The sequence below is a fragment of the Nocardia camponoti genome (genome assembly GCF_014646135.1).
GTDB classification, from domain to species: domain Bacteria; phylum Actinomycetota; class Actinomycetes; order Mycobacteriales; family Mycobacteriaceae; genus Nocardia; species Nocardia camponoti.
On the sequence record NZ_BMMW01000006.1, the window covers coordinates 66,511 to 91,113 of the forward strand.

Below are 24,603 nucleotides of genomic sequence, written 5' to 3' on the forward strand. Positions count from 1 at the left end.
ACGCGATCAACGCTTTACTCAAAGCACAGGGCAATCACCACACTTCACCAGGAGCTCCCGTGCAACAGTCGTCCACTCTCGAAACCTCAAGTAGCACAGCACTTGTCGTTGTTGGTCACCATCGCCCCGACTCACTGTCGGCCCACATCGCCCACCGCGCCGCCGCACGCCTGACCGCCGCGAACTACACCGTCGACTTCCTCGACCTCCATGCCGAAAACTTCGACCCCCGCATGACCGTGGCCGACCAACCAGGTTGGACCAACCGCGACAAGCGCTACTCCCCCGACGCCGAGTCCCACATGCAGCGCGTCCTCGCCGCTGACGTGATCGTCGTCGTCTTCCCGGTCTACTGGCAGAGCGTGCCCGCGATCCTGAAGGGCTGGATCGACCGCGTCTGGAACTACGGCTTCGCCTACGGCCGCAGCCAACCGCGCTTGGCAGGCAAGCGCATCCTGTGGCTCGGCTTGGCAGGCGCGACAGCCAACGACGAAATCCTGCCGAGCATGCAGCAGTTGCTTGAAGCCCAGCTCAGCGAGGGTTTGGCATATTACAGCGGCTTCGCCGACTCCCGAGTCGGCTTGCTCCCGGATGCGGAGGAACAGCCGCAACTGGTCGGCGCGGACGGCAGCCTGACGTTTGGCGAGGCGATCACCGGCGATGCGCGCGACGCGCATTACCAGGCGTTTGAGGCGAAAGCGGAGGCTTTCGTCGACGACTTAGTCGCCGCCGCCCTCGTCCGCGTTTGAGCGACGAGGACGCCATCGACCGCAGCATGGGAAGCCGATTCGAGCATTGGCTCGAATCGGTGCCAGCGAATAACGAGCTCGGCCATGTCGGTCACCGCGGTGCACTTCTCCCCGCCCGCGCAGCTGACGATAGTGATCACGAACGGGATGGTCGTCGGCTTGGGCTTCGGATGCTCACACAAATGTTGGCGCACGGCCGCTACGTTTTACTCCATTCCCGGGAAGGCCATCAATGCGTCGTTTGTTGACTGGTGCTCGTGCGCGTAGTAGAGATACCCGGTTTCGCCGGAGTAAAGATTGACACGGAACAGCAGATCACCGTCGGTGTTGTCGAGGACGCGGTTGATGTAGGCGGTCGATTGACTTTGCAGGCTCGACCAGTCGATCGCTTACGCCAGCAACGGCGCGACCGCTTCGACGAGCGTGCGCGGTTGCCGTCACCGGGCTGCTCAGGGTGTATTTGACGACGTAGTCGTGTAGTTAATGTACCGAATCCCCCATAGCGGCAGACTATTTCGCGAGGAAGTGGGAGGCAAATCACGCCCTGAATGTCGGGATGGCGAAGCCATATGTGGACGGCCACGGCCTAAGGTCCAGGTGTCCACACCGCGTTCTCCCGCGGCCCCGGGGTCCAGATTTGTCGTTGTCGCGTAACAGTATTCGTGGAACGGCACCGATTTCGCCCTGGCGATGCCCAGTCTGGTCAGCGCAAGGCCGCCCTTGAGTCGGGGAGTGGCGTGCGCAAAGCCGCCCTCAAGTCGGCGACGGGCTTGCGCACGACCGGCAAGTCTCACAGCGCGCTAAGGGTCAGCCATCGGTGCCAAAAACCTTTAATTCGCCCCGGCGATCCAGGATGGCCCGGTGCAGCGCGAACAGCATTCGGTCGAGTTGACGACGCCGAAGGCAGTTGGTCGAGTCGCGAGAACCGCCTCCTACGTCGCCGCCCAGCCCGTAACGAGATTTCAGCTGGTGCGGCTGGACAATGACGACTTCGGACCGTAGCTGTGCGGTCGGCCGCCCTGCGGAACGGCGAGCTGCTGTACTTGCACTGTGATCGACTGCATTCTCCCACCGCCTGGTGGGTTGGCCGACCGCCGATCAGATGCGCACCGAACTCGTCGGAAGGCCCTCGCCGCTGCAGCCATGACCCGCAGTAGCTCGCTGGCTCGAACTTGCACGCGAATCACGGAAGTCAGTACAGCTCAAGGATTTCGCGACACGACACTGTCCGGCACCTGGCATCCCACTCGCTGGTGGTCGCGGACAGGTGCTCCGCACGAACTACCCCAACCGCGCCGCCATCCCCAAATACGCCCAGCGAATCGACGCCGGCGACATCGTCGCCGACCTCGACGGCGGAACGGGAGTCGTGCTTAAAGACAGCGATCCAACGCTGCCGGACGGCGAAGGCATTGAGGAGCGCCTAACCCGACGCGAAGTCGAAAACGGCACTCCCCGGTGCGATCCGCAGCGCGAACCTGGCACCCGATGCCGACATCGCGGTCCCGTGACCAGAACCAGCGACATCGACTGGTATATCACCACCCTCTGCCGAGCGGGCCTGCCGGCGATGCCCTTGGGGTATTACGACGGAACTCAGACCGACCGCATCAAGGTCGGCACAGTGCACCGAGCCAAGTGCATGGACTCACCGCCGTCTTCCACGTCACCTAGAAGGCCCGTGCGGATTTGTCCCAGCTCGCGGGCGGTGCCCGTGACCACGCCGAACTCTTAGCCAGACAGCGCCTGGTAGCCGCCAGCCCAGCCCGCGACTACTTATGGGTCGCGTTGGCTACCGACTGACGAATAGAGTCCATCCATACGGTGCGCCTAAGCAAAACCACGTCTCGGCTGACCTCAGCTAAACTCCGCCCTATGTCGCCAGAGGAGCCCAACGACACCGCGTTCAAACCCGAAGAGGTCGTCGAGGAGGTGTTCGAGGGTGAGGCCACCGGCGTCGAGGTAGAGCATGAGGAAACCACTCAGCGCGACACCGAGATTCGGCCTTGGGACCCAGAGAAGATCCGTGTGACGACTCGCGGGTACTCGATGCGGAACGTGTTGGACATGATCGATGACGGCGAGCTAGAGCTAGCGCCCGATTTCCAACGTAACCGCGTGTGGCGCCCGCGCCAGAAGTCTCGCTTGATCGAGAGTCTGCTGCTGCAGATCCCATTGCCCGCGTTCTACTTCGCCGAAGACAAGTCGGGTGGCCTTCGTGTTGTCGATGGGCTGCAACGCCTTTCGACAATCCATGACTTCACTCGAAATCAGACGTTCGCGCTTGCCGATCTTGAGTACCTCTCTGAGGAGTGTGGCGGAAAGTACTTTGAGGACCTCTCACCGCCGCTACGTCGCCGACTTCTCAACACCACCCAGATTGTCGTTCATGTGATCGACCCATCGACCCCGAATGATGTCAAGTACAACATCTTCAAACGAATCAATACCGGTGGTGAGCCACTCAACGCGATGGAAATCCGCCATTGCATGAGTCGTAACCGGAGTAGAGACTTCCTCAAACTGTGTGCCTCCAGCGATTCTTTTAACGCGGCAACAGGCGGCCGACTTCGCGATCACGTACGGATGAACGATCGTGAGGCTGTGCTTCGCTTCATCGCGTTCCGGCGCTTGACACATATCAGCGAGTACGAGCAATATGGCAGTCTGGAGACGCTTCTTGATCGCACCGCCGAACTGATCGACTCCAAAGACGACGTCCCTGATGAGCTACTGGACCGATGGCATCATGACTTCGTGCGCGCGATGGACAACGCTCGACTCGTCTTCGGCGAGCATGCCTTTCGGAAATGGCCGCGGTCAAGCGACCGTCTGTCGCCGTTCAACCGTGCTCTGTTCGAGAGTTGGGCGGTGATGCTTGCCGACTACCATCCTGACCAGCTAGCAGGGGTGCAGACCAAGATCGTCGAGCGGGCACGAGCCGCGATGACTAACGATAGCGCCTACATCGCCTCGATCAGCGCCTCGACCTCAGACCCGCAACGAGTCAAGGCCCGCTTTGCCAAGCCGCGCGCCATCATGCAGGATGTCGGCTTGTGATCTCATCCATCGAAATCGCCAATTTTAAGCGGTTTCAACATCTTTCGCTGAGCCTGCGGCCGTTGACGGTACTCACTGGCCTCAACGGCGCGGGTAAGAGCACGGTGGTACAGGCGTTGCATCTGGCTCACCAAGGCCAGCTCGACTCCGATCAATTCGTCTCCCTGAACGGATATCCGGGCCTGAATCTGGGTCAGGCGGCCGATGTCCTCGCGGCCGAGGCCACCTCGGACACGATCGAGATATCGGTTTCCCACGACGGCGGCAAGCTGGCCACCTGGGCCTTCAGCGGTGCGGCGAACCCCGACTCGTCAAGGTTGAGCGTCGTGACGCGTCCCGACGGCGCGGTCTTCCCATTGGGGGATAGGTCGGGAGCCTTCACTTACCTGGCCGCCGAACGCCTCGGACCACGGATCGCCCTGCCTACTTCCCCATCCGAGAACGGCTGTGTCGTGGGGGAGGACGGTCGTTTCGCGGCGCACGTCCTCGCGTTGGCAGACCGGGTGGAAGTCGGTCCCACCAGGCTGTCGCAAGACTCGACCTCGCCGATGCTGCGGCCGCAGGTTGAGAATTGGATGACTCGTCTTGTCGGGCCACTGCAAATCGAGGCTCAAGTCGTGCCGCGCACGGGCGTGGCCACGCTGAATGTGCGTGCAGGTTCGCAGGACGAGTGGCTGTTGCTAACCAACACTGGGTTTGGCATCAGTTACGCCCTGCCGATCATTGTGGCCGGGCTCGTGGCCCCAATCGGAGGACTGCTCATCGTCGACAGCCCCGAGGCGCACCTGCATCCGGGCGCACAGTCGATGATGGGCCGATTCCTCGCGATGGTCGCGGCCTCAGGAGTGCAAGTGGTAGTCGAAACTCACAGTGACCACGTCTTAAACGGAATCCGTCGAGCAGTGGCGGCCAATGAGTCGCTAACCCACTCCGATGCACTCGTGTACTACTTCGGGGGCGACCGCACACCTCACGAACTCGCCGTCGGGCCGACCGGTTCGATGAGCGACTGGCCAGCTGGCTTCTTCGATCAGATCGATGACGATCTCGGCTTTATCAATCGGGCACGGCGGAGGTAGCGATATGCGGGGGTGGCGATTCGTCATAGATGAGGCGGGGTTCGCCTTTGAATCCGAGGTCCCAACGGAACTAGAGGAAGACTTCGCCCAGTACCTAGACGTGCTTGAGTACGTGCGTACCACACCCGGGACCGTCAAGCGATCCGATGTGTTATTCGACATCGAATCAGCCTCGGGCGCAACATTGGTCGACCATCTTTGCGATCCGCGGATTAACCGCGATATTCGCCATGAATTGCACGGTCGGCTCGACAAGATCGCAGAGTACGACGACGACCTCGAAGACTGGGAGTTCCTCGTCGACTCGACGGTTCTTCCAGTGGCCCCGAGCATCGGAATCTGCTCAAAGTACGCGGCGAAAGGGGTCATGCTCGCCTGCCTAACGACAATGCGCGCGGGGCGGCGGGGCGCGCGAGCAGTGCGAGCCACGAGCGGTGACAGCAGCGTCGCGATCCATTTCGTCGCGGACTCAAGCGACGGCCCGTCTTTCTGGCGCGCGATCATCGACGCTGAGCCCGACCTACTCGACGACTTCGCCGACCATCAGCACCTTGCCTTCCCCAACACTGTTTTTGCCGAGAATATTTGGGACCAGATCAGCAGATTCGATGGCTCGTCGCTTGAGGTGCGGCGCGCGCTGATCGCGAATCTCGGCGGACTGGACGACTACGTGCTGCGAATCTGGGCCGAGCATAGCGAGCCGATCCAGCGGATCAAGCAGATGCAGATCGCCGCCAGTGTGAATTGTTCGCCGGAGAGCCCCAACACACACAAAAATTCGAAGGCAATGCATCAGCGTCTCGTGGAGTTCGACGGCGAGCAGATCACTTGCCAGTGGCACGCGAAGCTTGAGCGACACCGCAACCGGATCCACTTCGCCGTACACGACGGGCGGTTGTTCGTCGGCATCTTCGCTGACCATCTGCTTCTCTGAGCACCGGCACCGCTCGTCAAATCGCTAGCGAGGCGGCGCAACCAACGACGACAGCTTTTTCGTCCAGATCAAGGCAAGTCTTTCGCGCGCACGGGACCCCGCGACATACAGGACATTGCGCAGCTTATGTTCTTCAAGCTTGCGCTCAGGGCCCGTCATCTTCTGCACGTAGTACGGCGGGAAAGAGTCAGCTCCCAGTCGCACCAGTGCAACAGCGCGAAACTCCAGGCCTTTAGCGCGGTGCATTGTCATCACCCGCACCGCGTTGCCAAGCTTGTCCTCGTCAGTTTGTTCGGTCACGACCGCGCTGGCGATCCCTCTGTCGGCCAACGCGTCGGCGACAGACTGTACAGCTTTGCGATCGTAGGCGAACACGGCAATATCAGACAACGCCAGACCGTCGGTAATCCATGCATTGATCTGCGCAATAAGGGCTTTGTCCTCTCCCGCAGCCGAATCGCATGCATGCGGTTCAGGTTCTGGCCCCTTGAACACCGACCGCGCTCCAGCGAGGGTATCGGCCGAGAGATCGAGATCATCGACCTCGGCATCGACGGCCGACAGGCACCAGTGCAGGATCTGTTTGGAGGTGCGGTAATTGACGGTCAGTCTGCGTGATCGGCCACGCGTCTCAATTCCGTAGCGCGACAAAGGAGTCGGCTTGCCGTAGATGCGCTGATGCGCGTCACCGACGATGAACAGATCGTCCATGCCGGACGCGATCAACGAGCGCAACAACTTCCAATGAGCGGGGTGCAGGTCCTGCGCCTCGTCGACGACTGCATGCCGGTAGCCCATTTGGTCCCGCAACGCCGGTTCCGTAGCAACAGTCGCGGCGGCACGGGCGGCGAGCTGGATGAAGGTCATCAGCCCGGCTGATCGCATCAACCGTTCGAACTGCTCGATGACCTGCCACACATCGGCACGCTGCGGACGGGTGAGCCGTTGGGCCCGGCCGCTGCGCGTGACTCGCAAGTACGCAGCCTCATCGACGATCGCATTGCCGAGAACCACTCGCGACCACTCGTCGGCAAGGAAGGTGGGCGACCAATCGCCCAACCCAACCATCGCGGCGCTCGCCCACAGCTCCCGCACTTCCTCGCCCTCGGCGGAGACGAAGCGAACATCACCGAGCGCCTTGCGCCCAGCGTCCGTGGCGGCGACAACCCGGCGGGCCAACGCGTCGATATTCACGACGTCGACGCGCTCGGAGATCTTCGGACCGGCCAGTTGCTTCAATTGGGACTCGATAGTGCGGGACAGGTTCTTGGTGAAGGTGGTGAACAGCACCTTGTTCGTGGAAGCGGTGTCGAGATGACGAGCCAGGTGACGTGCGCGGTGAATCGCCGTGACCGTCTTGCCGGTGCCCGCCCCACCGGTGACTCGGAACGGACCGTTCCACCCTGTGTGCTGAGCGAGCTTGCGCTGCAACGGATGTAACCATACCCGCCACGCGGCCAGATCACCTTCCAGGACCGCCCGCAACTCGTCCTCGTTCTCACCCTCGTAGGCAGTGAAACTCAACCTCGACAGCGGGCGATGCAGGGCGGCCGCGATGTCGTCGACGTCGACCTCGCCAGGATCCTCGATCACCAGATCGGACCACACTTGGTCTGGGCTCTTACCGTAGACGAGGTCGAGCACGGCATTGCCCTGCGAGGAGGGTAGCGCGGAGACGATGGCTTCCAGGGTGTCCTCATCGGTCACTTGCCGCAGCTGTTCGGCAATGTCGGGCGCGACACCGAAGCGTTCTAGATCCTTCTGCTTGATCCCCGTCGGCATGAGCGGTGGTGCGGCCGCCGCACTCGGCCGCACGCTACGGGCCTTCTCTACTACCTCACCCAGCGCCGCTGAGTCGAACAGTTCCGCAGCACCGGTCTTGGGGTTGACCTGCAGGGTCAGTTTGCTCGCGTAGTCGTAGGCATCGTCGTGCTTCTTGACCGCGACGAGATACAGGATGCTGGTGTCGCCGTCGGCACCGGCCGCGATCAGCACCGCCCGATAGTTGTCAGTCACCCGTGCGGTGCGGACAAGCTTGTGCTGCGCCAGCTTTGGGATCTTGTAGTCCAGTCCGGGCGCCTCAGGATCCTGCGAGAGTTTCATGATGAAGCTCAACACCCGACTACGTATGCTGCCGTCGAGCTGGTCGTAGGAGCTGGTGAACAAGTCGTGCATTCGGACTTCGGCCTTCATCGCGAGCTCCCGTTCACCATGTCTTCGACTTCCCGTGCCAAGGTATTCGGATCGTAGGATCCCTGCGCCGTGGTGATCGTCCACCCATTGGCCTCCAACCAATCGTCACGATCGGCGTCGGAGTCGACAACAACTACGAGTTTAGCTGCAGGCCAAGACAATTCGACCTGCCACACCGATTCGCGCGGACCGACCTCCGCTCCTGCCTCGGGTACCTCGATGCCTTCCTCCGCCATGATCGCGATCAGCTCCGCCAGCACCGGATCGGTGTACTCGCAGACCTCCGACCATGCTGGGCTCAGTTCGGTCGTGGCCGTCACAGTTGTGGTCGGCACGGCCGACGCGAGCGGAATCATCGCGCCAGCGAACGGTTCTTGACTTGTAGTCGTCCAGACCTCGACCATGCGCAGCGGCAGGTCGTGTCCGAACCGAGGCCGGGTGAGGAACTGCAAGACGACCGACCACCGCAACCAGTCCCGCCACCGGGCACGATGTGTCGGTGAACCGACCTCGGTCGGGTTGTCATCGAGTACGCACAGGACACCCAGCGTCGACAGGTGGTCGGTCGGATCCGCCAGGATGACGATCGGTACACCGCTCGATCCCGCACGCGGCACCATCATGACCGAGCCAGCGGGATCGGCAGTCGGCAATTGGCCCGCTATCACCGTGTTCAGTCCGGCGACCAGCGCGCTCGGCGCGATCATCGTCGGCTCGGCCGACCCATGTTTGCCCGGGTCGACGAGAGCGAGGACAGTCGCGAGCGCGCCGTCGCCCCACAATGACGCATCGGGGTCGGCGAGATACTCGACGAGGAGATCGATGGGGTTGCCCCACAGCGTTTTTAGCCTGGGGTCGTCGATTCCCGCGCCTGCGGTGTTCTGCATCTGCTGATGGATGAGGTCGTCGACACCTGACTTGCGGGCGCGAGAGGTAAAGGCCTGGACATCGTCCCATGACAGCGACCAAACCCGGCGCCCGGTCCGTCGGAGTGCATCGCGCTTTTCGGCGTCGTCGGCGGTGCGGTTGCAGGCCGTGCTCGCATGGAATCGCTGCCCATCTAGATAGACCGCGACATCGCAGCCCTGCGCGTCGGTTCGGGTGAACAGGAAATCAGGCTGGGTCGTGATCGCGCCAGCTTTGATGTCCACTAGGGGGCGCATTCGCCAGCGTCGGGGCTCGCCTTCCGCGTTCGCCAACCGCAGATCGAGCTCCGTGCCCTTTGCACCAAGCGCGGCCTCCACGGCCCAGGCGTCCCGGCTCGCGACATGCTTTTCGAGCGCGTCTCGGAACTGCGCCTCCAGTTCACTGAGTTGCACCTTCGCAATGTCAACGGTGCTGACAGTCGGAATCTGCGTCGACTGCCAATTGTCGAGAAAATCGCCGAGGAGCGCCAGCGCCGTTTCCCTTGACGCATGCGGCATCTCACGCGACGGAAGGACGCCGTAGAGGCAGCGGTGGCAGGCCGCACGGCCTTCCAAACGACAAGGGCACGCGGCGAGCAGCTCGCGGGCAAGCTTCAGGATGACGCGAAGTCGGTCCGGCTCGCCGAACCGGTCAAGATAGCCGGTACCGCCCGGAATCGTGTCGTGCAACACCAGAAAGCGACGTACCGCACCGAATCCGTCGCTCATGCTGGACGCGACCACATCGAGGTGTTGCGGGTCGCCGCCGAAGTCTTGTCGCAAGCCGAGCAGTAGCGCCGCTTTGAAGGAAATCATCGTCGTCTCGAAGTGCAGCAACGACACCGGCAGCAGCAACCGCACCGCCTGGGTCCTCAGCTCATGCGAAAGGAGCAACCGCTCCCACTTCTCCTCGGTGCCGCGGCGAATCGCACAGAATCCGCGGTGGCGGGTTCGGTCGGTTTCGGTGGGCCGTTTGGCCACCACCCCGCAGTACGCACAGGTGGTGAAGCCTGCCGCGTTCACAGTTTCACCGGCGATGGTCGCTTCCGCGCCGGGAGCATCACCGAGACCGACATTGACCGAGCGGATCAGCGCCGTGCGCGCGTATTCGGCGCCGAAGACCTCCTCCTCAAGTCGCCACGCGGTCACGATGTCGGCGGGATCGATGTCGACGCTGGTGATCCTGGTGAATAACGTCCGAGTGCGTTCGTCAGCGTCATCGTCGATGAGCGCGTCATCGAGGCGATGCACCGCCGAAACCTTCTGCAGTACGAGCACTTTATGGACCGCGCCGGAGTCGGTCACCGCCGTATCGTGACAACGCGCGCACGCCGAGAGTGGTCCGTCAACATTGGTGGTCGCCCAGCCACAAGACGGGCACAGGCGGGTCGAGGTCCATAGCGGCGCCGTGAGCGGACCGACGTCGACGGCGTCGACCTCGACACGTTTGCCGTTGGCGTAGAAGAAGGCGCCCGGAGCTAGCTCGGTGAGCGCGATGGAGCTGCTTCGTTCGTAGGTCAGGTCGAGAGCTTGTGGCTCGGGCGACCCGTTCGCATCGGTGGTCCACCACAGGTGGACATCGAGGGTGGTGGCATCGTCGAACAGATTGTAATTCGGCAGCAGACCAACCCCGCTCAACCCGGTCAGTGTTTCATGACGCCCCCGTTCGCGCAGCTGGTCGCGCAGCGCACGCGATTCACCCTGACAGCGCTTGCGATCCTCCGTTTGGTTGTCGTCGAGGTGGCCGTGTTTGTCGAGTTCGGACACGGTTTGGGCGAGTTCGTTGAGACGCGTGCGAATCTCGTCCGCGTCACGCTGCCAATTCAGGGCGACGCGCGCCGCCTGCACACGCAATCCGGATGCGGCGAACGCGCGCAATGATCGCTGTGCGGCGTCTCCGAGTTCGGCGCCGAACAGCTCAAGGAACTGGGCGCTGAGTGCCTCGGCATCGGCAGCTATCGAGTCGACCACCGATCGCAGCCAAGCGCCGTCTGCCATTCCACCGCCGAGTGCACCGTCGAGCCTGGTCGGCATAGTGGGCAGTCCCGGGAAACCACCGACAGCGAGACGATCGAGTGCGAAGGCGAAGAACTGGCGATGGAGCAGTTCGGTGGCGTTGAGGTACGCGCCGGGCGGCAGGACCTCACCGGCCAACAAATGCGTGGGCTGAGCGAAGTAGTACAGGTCGCGCGGCGAGCTGGGGACGGCGGCGAGCACGAACGCATTTCCCGTGGAACGGCCCGCGCGTCCGATGCGTTGCAAGTAGTTCGCAGTAGTGCGTGGCAACGACGCCAGGGCGACTGTGCTCAGATCACCGATGTCGATACCGAGTTCCAGCGTCGGCGTGCAGGCGAGAATGTTCGGGTCAGTCGGTGACGTACCAGCTTTGAACCGGGCCTCGACCTGCTCCCGCTCCTCGCGATCAAGCAAACTCGTGTGCTCCTCGCTGACGATCCGTCGGATGCGCCCGGAGCGATACATCGCGCGGTAGAAGTTAGCCGACTCCGGCTGTGCCGAGGCCAGAGATCCCGTGCACTGCATCCGCGGACACGGTGCGCCGTCCCACCAACCGAGTCGATCAGTGGTTGCCGGCTGGACGTGGTGACACACCGGGCATTGCAATCGCTCGATGCCGTTGGGGTCCAAGATGATTCGATCGGCATCGAGGCCGTAGACCTTCGCGCCTTTGCCACCACTACGCCGTTCGAGCGGGCCCTGTTCGCCCGCGAGCGCGTCGATCATCTCGGCCAGCAGTGCGCGGGCCTCGGGTGCTGTCACGCCGAGGCAACGCCGGGTCCAGTCGGTGAGCCGCGATTCCGTGCGCGGGTTGAGAGCCAGGAACGCGGTGTCCCCAGCGGATCCGGTGGTGAAGAAGCCAGGTGCGGGCCGCCCGTACGGGAATTTCGGCATTCCCTCAGCACTCCCGCCCCAGATAGACCACCGCTTGCCCTCGTCATGGACGTACTGGGTGAGCCACTGGTGGTGGATTCCGCCGTTGACACGCAGGTGGTCGAGCAGGCCGAGAATCCAGATCTCGTAGCGAAGTCCGCGTGTCGGGTCGTCATCAAGGGCGAGCTGGGTCGACCGGTCGTCGGGGACGTCCAGATTCAGCTGCTCCCCCGGCCCACGCCGGAGCTGGAGGCTCAGTTGCGGCAAGTTCCGATGTATGTCGCGTGCGAGGGTGGCGAAATGGTCCAGATCCACATCGATGTCTACAGCCAGTGCGCCGGTCAATTCCAGTGTGCGGCCCATCCGAGCGTTCAGCCCGGCTTCCAGGTGCGCTTGGAACATGATGCGCACGTCGAGCAGTTTGCGGAGCCAGCCACGGCGATCGCGGGCGATCCATTCGCCTTCGACGCCAGTGCGGCGAACGAAGTCGGGTGGCGTGATCGCGTAGAGATCTTCGACGGGGGTATCGGTGTACAGCCGCCGTGCGGCGGTATACAGCGACGTTCGGGTGCCCTGCGTGGCCGCTAGTAGCGCCGAACGGAAGTTGAACTGGAACGCCCGGCCCTCGATGAAGGCAGCACGATGGGCCGCGTCCTGGACGGAATCGGTGAAGACCAGAGTCTTCTTTTCCGCGTCGGCGAGATTACGGGAGCCGAATTCGCTGGTGAGTCCGACGCTGAGCAGGGTGGCCACACTCGAACCGAGGAACCGGATCGCATTGCGGGCACCGCAGGATGGGCAGGTCTGTTCGAACGCGGCAGTGTCGTCGGCGGTGACGTGCACCGCGACGGTGTTCTCCCCCGCTGACTTCCCGATCTCGAGTGTGTCGGGATCGAGGAAGCTGACATCGGAATCACCCGGACCGGCGAGCAGCAGCGCCCGGTTCTTGTGCCGGGTGGCCGGGCGAACGCTGTCGCGCCAGATCCCTTGTGGCTCATGGGCGAAGCTGTCGCCGAGTTCGGTCGTCGACGACATCCACCCCGAGTGGCCACATACCCGGCAGTGCACTGCCGGAAGATAGGTGCCATCAGGGGGCGGACCATCATGCCACCACTCGAAGCTGGTCTCGTTCGACACCCGCCGCAGCATCCGGGTCAGCTCACGTACCCATAGCTGCACTCCCACCGTGAGCAGCGGGCGGAATGCGCCTCCGGCATCGCTGACGCGGGCCACCGACAGCAAGGCGAGAAATTTCAGCAGCGCCTCTTGCACATCGTCAGGATGGCTCGCGTTGTGGACACCCCACGGCAGCACACCGGCCTGGGTGATCCGGGTGACGGCCTCGACGGGAGTAAGCGGCTCCTCGCCGAGCGCGTCGATCACAGCTCTGGTCAGAAAGTGGGTCCGTAGGACCTCGCCGATCTGTACTGGGTCGGCGTAGTCGATCGGGGCCGCGTGCGCGCCCGGTTCATTGACGGGCTCAAGGAACACCCGCGCCAAAGGCTCCCACGAACCAGGGATCGCCTCATCCGGCAGCGGTGCCGCGATCACCTTCTCGACGGCCGGGATATCGAGCCCGAAATCCACGTGCGGAACGACGTCCGCGGCCGTGAGGGCGGATTCGGTGACCAGGGATTCAGGTTCGAAGACAGTCCCGAACACCGTTTCGGCGAAGGCCAGCAGCTTCTGCGAATGGCTGCCGCCGCCGAGCGTGGCCGAGGTGGCGACCGGCGTGATCCGGCCCAGCGGGCGTCCCGCCTCCGCGACCCCGACCCGGGCCCCGAGACGTCGGATGAGCATCGCCACGTCGGTGCCCTGCGCGCCGTCGTAGGTATGGAACTCGTCGAGCACGAGGTATTGCAGGGTCGCCGCCGCGTTCTCCCACAGAGGATTGTCGCCCGAACGCAACAGCAGTAGATCGAGCATTCGGTAGTTGGTGAGCAGGATGTCGGGTGGGTTCACGCGCAGCTCATCGCGGTGATCGACGAGCTGGTCCCGGCTCGGCGTGCGCCGCCTGCCTTCGCCACCGATGTAGACACCGGCAGTGACCTCGCTCAAGCGCGGATCGTCGTGGAGATAATTCGCCAGTCGCCTGCCCTGGTCGGTGACCAGCGCGTTCATCGGATAGAGCAGGATCGCCTTGATTCCGTGCTCGCCACGAGCTTTCGCGCGGCGCACGTGATCGAGCAGCGGGATCAGGAAGGACTCGGTTTTGCCCGAACCGGTGCCCGTCGTCACGATGGTCGGTCGCGCCGCACCGTCGCGCGTCGACAGCCGCTCGAACGCCGCCGCCTGATGCTCGAACGGCCGGAACCCCTTCGGCATCCACTCCAACGGTGAACGCCACTCACGCGGAACCTGCTGGTAGGGCGTCCGCACCTTCAGATATGGCCCCCGAAAGATCCCCGTTTCGGGGTGGCGCAGAAACTCGTTGAGCGCCGCCCCCACCGTCGGATCCGCCAAGGCGAAGGTAGTGGACAGGTACTCGGTGATCGAGTCCTTCGTCTCCCCCGCCAACAAGGACGGGAAGGTCGGGGCCGTGAAGTCAGTCATCGAGGCCGAGCCTACGCGCGAAATCCGCATAGGCGGAACGCATTTCGGCCTCGCGGTCGGGTTTGTAGAACCATGGGCCGTTGTGGGCGGAGTCGGGGGCGAACGGGGTGTAGCGATCGAGGAGGTCACCGCATGACTCGTTGGCCAGGTAGGCCTGCAACAGCTTGTAATCCTCCTTCTGCTGCTTGGCACCGTGCGTACGATGGTCCCTAGCGATTCTGCGGCCCTTCGCGTCAAAGTACATTTCGTATTCGTATTTACGGAGGACCCCAAACTGTGCACGGAACATTAGGGCAAGGTGATCCGCACTCAACCCCAGCATCAACGCCGCGAGCGCGTCGACCTCAACGAGCGCTGCGCGACGGGAGAACTCCGACCTCAGCGCAACCGTCGGTGTCCACGCTCGATCAGCGATGCCCAGCGATTCAGCGCAACTAAATGCTGGCGTCCACGCGTCCCGCTCGAACCCCGCACGATACAATCCATCCCACAGCGGGGCATAGTCAATCGTCAGACAGTTCAAGCGCAATGTTCGCAGTACCAAGAATTCCAATGCCGGATGATCGAGCGGCAAGGGGAATCTGTCAACCATCGGAGCTCGGAGATCGTCGCTTCCGGAAAGTTTGACCAGATAGTCATACGGAATCGATGACCAGAGGCCTGCCGTCGCAACGGTCAAGATTGAGTCACTTGCCGAGGTCGGCAGGTCTTTTAATGTATGGACAGGTGCAGCACATGTCGATACCGTGCACGTGTGCACGGTATCGACATGTGCTGCACCTGGTGGAAATAGCGCAGCTTGGAACGTCCGAGCCATATTTTGCCCAAGACGCCTCCGCCAAGCGATCCGCCAGAAATCTGTGACCGCAACCCCATACCACCTACGAACAGCACTGTCAATTTCCCCACGGCTAGCGATAAAACTGTAATTAGTGCGCGGAACAAAATCGGACGAGATTTCTCCAGGATCAACGGCAGAATATTCCGCACTGCTTGCAGAAACAATATTCGGTTCTTTAGCAAAAGGGTTCAGTAGCCCGAAATGAGCAGGCTGAAGAACGACTCCCCGCATAGTCGAAGGACGGGTTGTCTTCCATTCGGCGATATGCATTGACTTGATCTTGTCTTCATCCCAGCATCGAGACCACACGTAGCGGCCGGACATTCGATTCCCATACGACAGAACATCGAGAGCTTCTTCTTGCTCCGTCGATGTGACTGCAGGCATCTTAGCATGCAGGTGAGACGTTCCAGACTCCTCGAACAACCGGGCCCAGCTCTTTAGATCCGAAGGACCAATCTTCATGATCCGATTCGCATGTGGACGCAGATCCCATCCACCCCAAGGGAACTGGAGTCCTGGGGACTCACCTTCTCCGTCATGTTGCAATGACCCTTCGATCGTCGTTGGGTGAAAAAACTTTGCACCCTGCAAAAACCTAGGAATCCCTTCAGAACCGTAGATATGGATTCCGAATTCATCCGTGTGACTAATCTCCGAAAATAGGTTCAGTTCGTTTACAAAGCCCCAATGCCGCCTTAGACGTGGATAGCACTGCGCCCGCAGCGGGCCACCCTTGTCGTGAAAGAAATGGTCATCCGGATGAACGATCCCGCTCACACCCGCAGGCGACGCCCCTCGCCAAAATTGGAGCATAAAGTTCCGATAGAGATTCGCCGGAAGACCCGATAAGGCCGGATAGTACTCCTCACGGCGAAGAAATGCGGATGCACCCGAATGTGCAGACAACTGCATCAGGTAATCATTCACAAATCCAGAATCCCCAAGGAGATCTTTTCGAACTGATGCATACTCTTCGCTTCCGACACCTCTTGAGCTTTTAAGAGCAAAAGCAGGATGACGTTCCGCGAGAACATCGTATTCAACCCACTCTATTCGCACCCAAGGTGGATTTCCGACCTGGATATCAAAACCACCTCTCCGGAATACTGAGGCGAAATCTAGTTCCCAATGGAAAAACCCTTGCGCTTCAGCGATATCGCGCGCGGCACCAAGCCACAGATGCTTCGAGACCACCTTCCAGACCGGCTGCATACCGTAGAAGTCGCGTTCGATTTCGTCGATCTTCGAAAGGTCGGAAAAATTCTCGATCGTTTCGTGAAACATTCGCTGGCCGGAGTCCTCGATGGGTCGGCCGTCGGCACCAAGCAATGACTCAAGAGTCTCGGTCCACTCGTTGAGGCTTGGAGGCGCAGGGACATCACCTTTGGCTTCATCGACGCTGAGACTGAGTGGCCAGAACCACAGCGCACACCACGCATCCATCACGAGTCGGAGACGCATGTATGGACTTTCAGGGTCCAGTAATTCCGACTCAACCTGTTCACGAGACACGGCATTCTCGGTGGTCTCCACATCGAGGCCCCAAACGCCGATATTGCGAGAAACTTCACGTTCGCTGATATCGAGGCGCTGCAGCGCCAGCTCCCACAAACGCTCTACCCGCCGTGCCAGCGCGCGCAACCGGTCCAGCTGCCTTCTGTCCGGTCTCTTGGTCACGTCCTTGCGCCACAAGCGCAGGGCCTCGGCCGCTTCCGGCGCAAGCTCCCTGGCTTCCTTGGCGTTGCCAACTGCACCCCAGCCATCTGCTGGCAGTAGGAAGTGGTGGATTTCGCCGTCGCCAATCGGCCCTTTCGACAACGGCCGGTCGACGGGCGGGGTTTTTAGCCAACTCTTCTTGGCCCTGCCCAGGGCAGTGAAGTCATAGGTTGCACGGCGGGCACCAATCAGTGAGTTCCCACGACGCATGTGCAGCCCGAACCACGGCGCTCGCAGTCCGCGATGCATCACGTTGAGCCACAGCGAAACTTCGGCAAGTTCGACTGCGGTGGCATTCAGGTCGACGCCGTATGCGCGATGCAATGCTAGGTAAGCCTTCACCTTCTGCAATTCCACCGGATACTGCTCGGGCTCGATTCGATGACCGGGTCGCTCGTTCTGTGCACGAGTTAGGTATTCGCCTGCGAGCTGATTGATCGCCTCATTGAGGAAGGCCCCGCTACCCAACGCTGGCTCACAGATCCGGAATTCGAGGATCTCGGCAGCTTTAGTGTCTTCAGTGAGAAGTTCGGCGAGTGTGTGTTTGACAACAGTCTTGGTAAGGATTTCAGGGGTATAATAGGATGCGCTGCGCTTGCGATCACGGCCTGATAGGCGAAAAACGAAGTTACCCTTGGCATGTCGGACTATATCTCTCCGACCGGTGAGCCGATCCTCGCGCGAGACGATATCCTCTGCGGCGTAATCCCCGGAGGACGTCGACGGCACCAACCACGAACCTTTGTCAGCATTGCCATCTTTGGCGACTTCGACCATGTCATCGACGGCGATGAGACCCGAGTACGACATCAAGCCCTCATAGACAGCACCCAGCTGATTGATCCCGAGCTGGGCGTAGGAGATGTAGCCGCGCTGGCGGTTCTTGTTCTTCGACGGCTTCGACATCAGCAGCAGGGTCAGAACTTCCTGCAGCACCCTGTTGCTGATCCGGGTCTCGTCGATCAGCGGGGTGCGATCGCGATCGAACAGGTCCGAGCGCATCGCTTCGAAGACGAGGTCGTCGCCATCATCGGCGCTATCACCGTGCCCATTGTTGACGAGCCCGAAAAGCAGATTCAGCGAGTCGTGCAGGTGGTGGCCGTCGGCAGAGCGCCCGGTGAGCGGGACACCGATGATCTCACGGAGCCGATCGAGCCCGTAACCTGATCCGTACTCGGGAGCACCTACGGGCAGGATTCCCAATTCGGGGCGGGCTTCAGCGAAGAGCAGGAACAGAATTCGATACAGAAAACGCAATGACTGGATCGTCAACTCACGCGGCAGTTCCGCGATGCCTTCCACCGGCAGAGCTTTGGCTCGGCGTTGAGTCAGCACCTCGTTGGCAATCTTCTCGATCGAGATGCGCAGACCTTCACGTAGGTCTTCGCTCACGCCGATTGCGTGTTTCTCGGAGTCCTCGGTGAATGCGTCGAGCGCGGCTTTGCCGTCATCGTTGGGCAGCAGCACGTTGGCCGACCACAAGCCGGCATGGTGAGCGAGTTCGCCGGTGACCTTCTCGTCGCGACGATCCACCGCGGTCGCGATATCGAAGGCGAGATAGCGCCCCTCGGACCAGCGTGCCGCGTCGGTGAGCAGCACCGTGGCACCGGCCAGCACCAGCAGGTATCGCGGGGCACGGTCACTGATGAACAACTGCGTCACCGCTTTGGACACCGAGGCGAGTTGCTCAGTCTTCTCGCTGGAAATGGCCAACCGCAGCGGGTGCAGCAGCTCCGCCTCTTCGGACAGCAGCGAGTCGGCGTCGGTGGCCGGTACCGCCTGCAGGATGTGCACAGCGTCGGAATCGAGCGCGCCACAGCGGCCGAGCAGGGGCACCACGATCGCGGTCTCGCCCTGGGAGGTTGCCAATTCGGTCGGCTCGACCTCGAAGCCCATCGCCTGCAACAAGGTTCGATGCAATTCGGTGATCAGCGTCGCGTAATCCGCGTGGGTCGAGTCGGGCAGTTCGCCGAGCGAGCGCAAGTAGCGGTCGCCGAGACCGGCCAAACCCTTGACCGGGCTATCCTTGCCCAGCTTCGCGCGTTCGCGCCAATCCTTGCCCAGTGCGGACAACTTGGTCGGAAAAACCTCGGCGAGCCAGTGCTCGGACAGGTAGTCGTTGACGTTGGCGATGGAGTCGAACACGGCTCAGCTACCTGCTTTCGGGACGATCACGGCGACGACGCGAATGAACGGGTCACCATCGGCGGCGAGCGCATCGATCAGCGCGGTCGACTCGTCGACTGTCGCCTCGATCGTCAGCCGGGAGCCGGTGCGGCGGCCGTTCTCTGTCACGATGCCGAGGGCTGTCTGCTCCCAACCCTTCAACCCACGGCGATACTCATCGATACGATGCAGAAGATCCGCCTCGAAGCTGTCGCGCCGCTCACGGATATGCGTGGTCGCAGCATCGACGGCGACAGGAACCCAGCTCTGCAGGGTTGACAGGTCGAGCGTTGAGAATCCGCTATTGGTCGCGTCCTCACGTATACCAGCCCGGTCGATAGTCTCGTCGAAATCGCCGACCTCGGCATCGGCGGGCAAGCCGCGTACCGCACCCCAATGCGCGATGGCTGGCTGGCCGAGCGAATTCGACCACACCGCCTGCGTCAGGAACACCGGCTCCTGGACGTTGCCAGACAGCACCGGGATCTCGTTGCGGTGGAAGCGCGATATCGCTCGATCGGCCGCCCAGTCGAGCACCGGATGGATCGGCGCCAGGAAATGCACATCCGGCCAAGCGCTTTCGGTTGACTTGCGGGCTTTGTCCAGACGCTCCTGCGCGAATTCGACACCGGCGGAAACGCGCAATCGCTTGTCGATTTCTTGTTCGCTCAGATACTCCGAGGGTAGATCTCGGAACCGCGGCACCAGATCCTCTGGCGGGTTGAACGCCACCATGTCCAGGTCTTCGTCACGAGTCACGTCCAGTCGGTGCCCGCCGGGTTCAGCCGCCAAATCGGCCACGGCATCCGCAAGGTAGTTATCGTCGTCTTCGAAAAGCGATCGCTGCGGCACGAGCTCCGGCGTGGGATCCCCAGTGTGCGCACCGCCCGTAACCTGCAAGCGTGCAAAAGGATTCAATGCGGCAGGTGTGGGATCAGGAATCACCTGGTCGAGGTCGCGGCCATCGCGCATTGCCTGGATGACTGTTTTCTCCTCGATCTCAGCATCGTGCACATCGAGCAGCACTCCAGCGTCGCCGAGCGCGATATTTGCCTCATGCTCCTTCTGCAGCAGCTTGGTAACCACCCGCAGATCGCTCGGAATACCGTCAGCGTCGCTAGTCAGCGCCAGCGCGACAATCTGCGGCTCAAACAGCTGTCCGTAGCGGTCAACGCGGCCGTTGCGCTGCTGGATCCGAATAAACGACCACGGCAGGTCGTAGTGCACGAGGTGGTGGCATTCCTTGTGCAGGTTCAGTCCCTCAGAGGCCATGTCTGATGCGAGTAGCACCCGAAGATCGGAGCCTGCCTGCCCAAAGCTCTCGACTGCAGATTGCACCCGCTCATCCGGGAGACCTGCGTGCAGCACCTGCACAGCTTTTCTTGGCAGTTTCAGACGATTAGCGAGTTCTGTTTCGAGCCAGGCGAGAGTGTCGATGCGTTCGGAAAACACCACGGCGCGGGTGGTAGAACCCTTGCCGACGCCGATGGCTTCGAGGTGGTCGACCAATGCCAGTAGCTTGCTTGGGGTTGCGAGTTCAGCGTCAGCCGCAAGTTCGTCGAGGCGATGCAGAGCGTCGATCTCGGCCGCGGTCACTGAGTCTTTGGACTTCAGCCGACGACCGACGCTGGTGCGCAACGCCTTCGGCGACGAAAGGAATGCCTTGAACAGGGTCCATGGAAACAGTTGACGACCCGGCCCTGTGACGGCTTCGCCCTCAGGGTGCAGCCAGACATCCTCAAGCTCACGGAGCACCGCAACCTCTGGACCGTTCGGCACTACCTCTACTACCTGCGGAGTTCGGCGCTCCTTCCATTTGTGCGCCACATCGAGTTTGACATCCGGCGAATTGCGATGGCGGCGGACATAGAGATGCTCGATGTCCTTCGCGGTGTACTCAGTGCGATCGGCGATCGCCGTCGGGTCGAGAAGCCGCACAAGCTCAGCGAACGACTCGGCCTTGCCGTTGTGGGGGGTCGCACTGGCAAGGATTAACGCGTCAGTCTGCGCAGAAAGCAGATTCGCAAGCTCGTTATTCTGAGTTCCACGGTTGATCAGGTTATGGCATTCGTCGATCACCACCGCGTCCCACCGGTGGTTGCGAAGATGATGCTTGTATTTGGCCGGATTCTTAAGGGTGTCAATCGAGACGATCACACGTTTGTAGTAACTGAACGGATTGCGTGAGCTCGGCAAATCCCGCTTGACCTTCTGAATACCGCCAGAGTCCAGCCGGATCAGCGGAATCGCGAACCGGGTCCAGAGTTCGCGTTGGAACTGTTCGAGCACCGCGCGCGGAGTGACCACCAGGATTCGTTCGCCTCGGCCCCGTCGGATCAACTCCGAGAGCAGGATGCCGATCTCCAAGGTCTTACCCAGACCCACAGCGTCGCCAATGAGAATCCGCGGACGTAGGTTCTGCAGCGCCTGCGCCGCTGGTCGCAGTTGGTAGTCCATCCGGTCGAGGAGTCCCCTATGTCCCACTGCGATTCGCGTTTCAGCGGTCGGGATCGGGCTAGTGCGGCGCACTGACTCCAGCCACAGCCGGGACCGCCGAAACCCAGCAGACTCATCGAGAACGAGCTTTCCTTCACGCGGATCTTGACGTTCGAATTCGTCCAACGAATCAAAGAAGACAGCATCCTGGTCGCGAACGAGCCCACCGATCCCGGTCACTTCGATCCGGGTATGCCCTCGCTCGGTGGTTCGCACCGAACGCACGAGCCACTCCTCGTCACGAACCACCACACGCTCACCAGCGGCGATATCTGACACCCAGGACTCCTTAGACACCTTGACCGAACCAGCCCCTAACCCTAGTAGGACGCGCGGGTCGACTCTGCGCTAACCCGGCGACGGGGCAGCCGCATGCTCACCATTGCGGCACATCACCGCATTGGCGGCACCGGCGCTGAGTTGCCCCCAGCGGGGTGAGGTAATGCTTGAGGACCTTCGCTTCGCGACGCTCATCAATGGTAAGCACCTGTGGCGCACTCGTTCTGGTCAATGCGAGCGGTGCGCGAACAGTCGTGCTCTTTGCTGTGTGGATGTTGTTTGGCCAGCACGGCATTCATCCGGCGGGCGGCCTTTGGTTAGTTCCGGAGATCGGTATTCCCCTTGGACTGTTGGCGTTCCGAGGAATTCCACGTCGGATCGGTGGCGGGATGCTCGTCCTCCCGATTGTTCCGTTCTGGCCATACTTTCTCGTGATGGCGATCGTGGTTTTGGGACCGCCGGTACTTCTATACCTGGTGATTGTGGGGGTCTCGCATTTGATTGGGCTGGGCGGCAGGCGATCTGGCGTCGTCAATGACCAATGATCAAGACAGATTTTGGCCAAGGTCCTCAGCGACCCATACACTGACATTTGGTGCACCGCAAGATGCAAACCACTCTTGCAAGTCGCGCCCGTTCAGAGATAACTCGTCGTCGACGAACACCGGACCCACGACCACGCCAACCGCACCTTCCAGCTTGACATTCTTCATGCGCGCACCAGAAAGACGTGTGCGAGATGGTCCGAACTGACATCCACGCATATCCGCCGAAGCGAGGTTGCAGCGCGCAAAGGACGTCGAGCTGAGTTGCGCATCAGATAGGTCCGCACAAAAGAGGTCGCTGCTCACAAAACTCGAACGAAAAAGATTCGCACGAGAAAACCGCGAGCGGGGACCATGAACTTCGTCCGCCTCAACTTTATGCATATACGATCCGGAGAAGTTTGCGCCTTCCATGTTTGCGCCGGTGATCGTGGCTCGATTCAAGTCAGCGTTTGCGATAGCGACAAAATCAAGGTCGGCACCGAACAGGTAAGCCTCGGCAAGATCCATCCCACTCAGATCTGCTCCCGTGAATCTCATGCATGGCGCCGCGAGGGTGGCCATTTTGTCGTGGGAGCGCGCTTCGAGATACTCCATAAGCGCAGCCCGAGCATCGCGATCCGTAGGCCACACCTTCACGTCAAGGGAATATTTCCCCGCATCATATTCATCGAACGCGTATCCCGTCACATTCCTCATCCTACCGTACTCCTGCACGCATTCCACCACTACATCCCTAGCAAATGACGACCTTGCCTGCCCATTCCGGCCTGCTTGCAATTAGCGCCCTGAGATCTGCGGCTCCATTCGCAGACAAGTTGTTGGTATCGACTATGACGTTTTCACCCTCATACAGTTCATTTTCGATTTTTTGTTCCAATTGCGCCCGGTCGTAGATGCCACGTGTCCCCGGCGGCATCGGCTGGCCCGCATAAGGTCCCTGTTGAAAGGTATCAGTCGGTGCTTTGACGTCCCAGTATTGGCCATTCGCATCTTTGAACTCACCCATGTCCTTGCCGTTGACGAACTGTGCACGCTCAATTGGCCCCTTCAGGTCGCCACGCCTTTCCAATTCAAGACCGACCTCTGCTTCACGCCGAGACTTTGGCGTGACTTCTCCGCCGTGCGCCGGGTCTTTGGCCAATTCAGCTATGCGCTTTTCGTACTCCGCCGTTCCCTTTGCGGGTGTCTTGTATCCGTCTCCGCCCCGCCCGTCTATCGGAACTATCACGATGACCAGCCCCTCGATGGTGGGCAAGTCGCCGACCCCCAGAACCGCCGTGCTGAACGTCAACCCGCTCAACGTCGTCAGGAACGTGTTGATCGGCGTCGCCAACGCCGATGCCGCAATCTTCATCACGTCCGGTTCCAGCTGGTCGACCGAACGGCTCTTCCTGATGGTTACCAATGAGTGCGCGATGACGATCGAAGCGCCCACCACAACAGCGGCGAAGCGGTTATTCATATCTGTGCGCATCGTCGACAGCGGTTCGCTGTGCGCTGCCGTCGCCGCGGCGATGTCTTTCGCGGCGGTCTCAAGGTCGTGCGCGCTGGTAGCCATCGTCTCAAGGTGCGCGACGAGGTTTGGAATGTCTCGGCTTTCCTTGCCGTAGTTCCGTTGCAACCCCGCCGCTACCTGCTTCAGACGGTAGCTCCCAAACTCGACAGGTGTCGAAGTGGCGAATGTTTTTAACGCGGTCGCTGCGCGCGCGAGTTTATCGGTGTCACCGTCTGGGATTTCCCCGCCAGGTATTAGAGCGGCGACACTATCCCTCAGGTCAGGGATATCAGATTCGAGGCCTCGACTGTTGCTGCCGGATGATGCTATCCCAACAACCTTGTCCGGACTGTACGGGAGCTCGGATGGAAATCCGCCAGGAAGCGCCGGGCGCTCGCCCCTATTTGCACCCTCGTTAGCGTTATATTCCCCAGCCTTCCAGTTGTATTCGGCCGCCGTCAAAATGTCGCCGAAGTGCTGCAATGCGCGTACGAGACCGGTAGCCACCAACACCAGTGCACTCGCTCGCTGATCGTACGATTTCGACCACGATTTCACCGCTTGATAGCCGCCAGCCATCGCGCTCACATCGAGGAGCACACCTTGCAGCGGGTTGTATACGGTCTGATATTCCTTAGCGAGCGCATAACACTCTTTCGCAGCTGTCTCGTAGGACTGAGGCCAGACTGAAACCACG

At 61.3% G+C, this 24,603-nt stretch carries 13 protein-coding genes; 6 read left to right on the forward strand and 7 right to left on the reverse strand.

What is annotated here, in order from left to right:
* The first annotated feature begins 59 nt into the window (after positions 1-59).
* The gene (locus IEX78_RS22310) at positions 60-749 is read left to right on the forward strand and encodes an NAD(P)H oxidoreductase (protein ID WP_188831023.1); all 690 of its coding nucleotides are present in this window, start codon (positions 60-62) and stop codon (positions 747-749) included.
* Positions 750-955: 206 nt separating this feature from the next.
* Here the strand turns inward: IEX78_RS22310 and IEX78_RS24820 are convergent, their stop codons facing one another.
* Entirely contained in the window at positions 956-1,135 is a 180-nt protein-coding gene (locus tag IEX78_RS24820; RefSeq protein ID WP_188831127.1) for an Rpn family recombination-promoting nuclease/putative transposase, read from the reverse strand.
* Between the two features lie 881 nt (positions 1,136-2,016).
* Between IEX78_RS24820 and IEX78_RS22320 the strand changes: the two genes are divergently transcribed.
* The 4 genes from IEX78_RS22320 to IEX78_RS22335 all read left to right on the forward strand — a co-directional run bounded on the left by IEX78_RS22320 (position 2,017) and on the right by IEX78_RS22335 (position 5,822).
* Positions 2,017-2,484 (forward strand): hypothetical protein, encoded by a 468-nt coding sequence (locus IEX78_RS22320; RefSeq protein ID WP_188831024.1) that lies wholly within the window; start codon positions 2,017-2,019, stop codon positions 2,482-2,484.
* Positions 2,485-2,624: 140 nt separating this feature from the next.
* Complete coding sequence (locus tag IEX78_RS22325) at positions 2,625-3,809, forward strand: DUF262 domain-containing protein (RefSeq protein WP_188831025.1); 1,185 nt, start codon at positions 2,625-2,627, stop codon at positions 3,807-3,809.
* A complete protein-coding gene (locus IEX78_RS22330; protein ID WP_188831026.1) occupies positions 3,806-4,888 on the forward strand; it encodes a DUF3696 domain-containing protein in 1,083 nt (360 codons plus the stop codon). The genes IEX78_RS22325 and IEX78_RS22330 overlap by 4 nt, the downstream gene beginning before the upstream one ends.
* 4 nt (positions 4,889-4,892) lie before the next feature.
* The gene (locus IEX78_RS22335) at positions 4,893-5,822 is read left to right on the forward strand and encodes a hypothetical protein (RefSeq protein ID WP_188831027.1); all 930 of its coding nucleotides are present in this window, start codon (positions 4,893-4,895) and stop codon (positions 5,820-5,822) included.
* A gap of 24 nt (positions 5,823-5,846) precedes the next feature.
* Here the strand turns inward: IEX78_RS22335 and IEX78_RS22340 are convergent, their stop codons facing one another.
* Genes IEX78_RS22340 through IEX78_RS22355 form a run of 4 tightly spaced genes read right to left on the reverse strand, consistent with a single transcriptional unit; the run spans position 5,847 to position 21,863 of the window.
* Positions 5,847-8,015, reverse strand: coding sequence for a UvrD-helicase domain-containing protein (locus IEX78_RS22340; RefSeq protein WP_188831028.1), 2,169 nt, complete (start codon positions 8,013-8,015; stop codon positions 5,847-5,849).
* On the reverse strand, positions 8,012-14,362 hold the full coding sequence (locus tag IEX78_RS22345) for a DEAD/DEAH box helicase (RefSeq protein WP_188831029.1): 6,351 nt from the start codon (positions 14,360-14,362) through the stop codon (positions 8,012-8,014). The genes IEX78_RS22340 and IEX78_RS22345 overlap by 4 nt, the downstream gene beginning before the upstream one ends.
* Complete coding sequence (locus IEX78_RS22350; protein WP_188831030.1) at positions 14,355-19,067, reverse strand: Eco57I restriction-modification methylase domain-containing protein; 4,713 nt, start codon at positions 19,065-19,067, stop codon at positions 14,355-14,357. Before IEX78_RS22350 ends, IEX78_RS22345 begins: the two co-directional genes overlap by 8 nt.
* A gap of 3 nt (positions 19,068-19,070) precedes the next feature.
* Positions 19,071-21,863 (reverse strand): DEAD/DEAH box helicase, encoded by a 2,793-nt coding sequence (locus IEX78_RS22355; RefSeq protein ID WP_188831031.1) that lies wholly within the window; start codon positions 21,861-21,863, stop codon positions 19,071-19,073.
* A gap of 254 nt (positions 21,864-22,117) precedes the next feature.
* Between IEX78_RS22355 and IEX78_RS22360 the strand changes: the two genes are divergently transcribed.
* A complete protein-coding gene (locus IEX78_RS22360; protein ID WP_188831032.1) occupies positions 22,118-22,408 on the forward strand; it encodes a hypothetical protein in 291 nt (96 codons plus the stop codon).
* Here the strand turns inward: IEX78_RS22360 and IEX78_RS22365 are convergent, their stop codons facing one another.
* Entirely contained in the window at positions 22,409-23,098 is a 690-nt protein-coding gene (locus IEX78_RS22365) for a pentapeptide repeat-containing protein (protein ID WP_188831033.1), read from the reverse strand.
* 46 nt (positions 23,099-23,144) lie between these two features.
* Positions 23,145-24,602: a hypothetical protein gene (locus tag IEX78_RS22370; protein WP_188831034.1), complete on the reverse strand. Its 1,458-nt coding sequence runs from the start codon at positions 24,600-24,602 to the stop codon at positions 23,145-23,147.
* Position 24,603: the final 1 nt, after the last annotated feature.

Coding starts and splice junctions, on each gene's coding strand:
- IEX78_RS22325 (WP_188831025.1), top strand. CDS start 2,625: ATGTCGCCAGAGGAGCCCAACGACACCGCGTTCAAACCCGAAGAGGTC.
- IEX78_RS22335 (WP_188831027.1), top strand. CDS start 4,893: ATGCGGGGGTGGCGATTCGTCATAGATGAGGCGGGGTTCGCCTTTGAA.
- IEX78_RS22340 (WP_188831028.1), bottom strand. CDS start 8,015: ATGAAGGCCGAAGTCCGAATGCACGACTTGTTCACCAGCTCCTACGAC.
- IEX78_RS22345 (WP_188831029.1), bottom strand. CDS start 14,362: ATGACTGACTTCACGGCCCCGACCTTCCCGTCCTTGTTGGCGGGGGAG.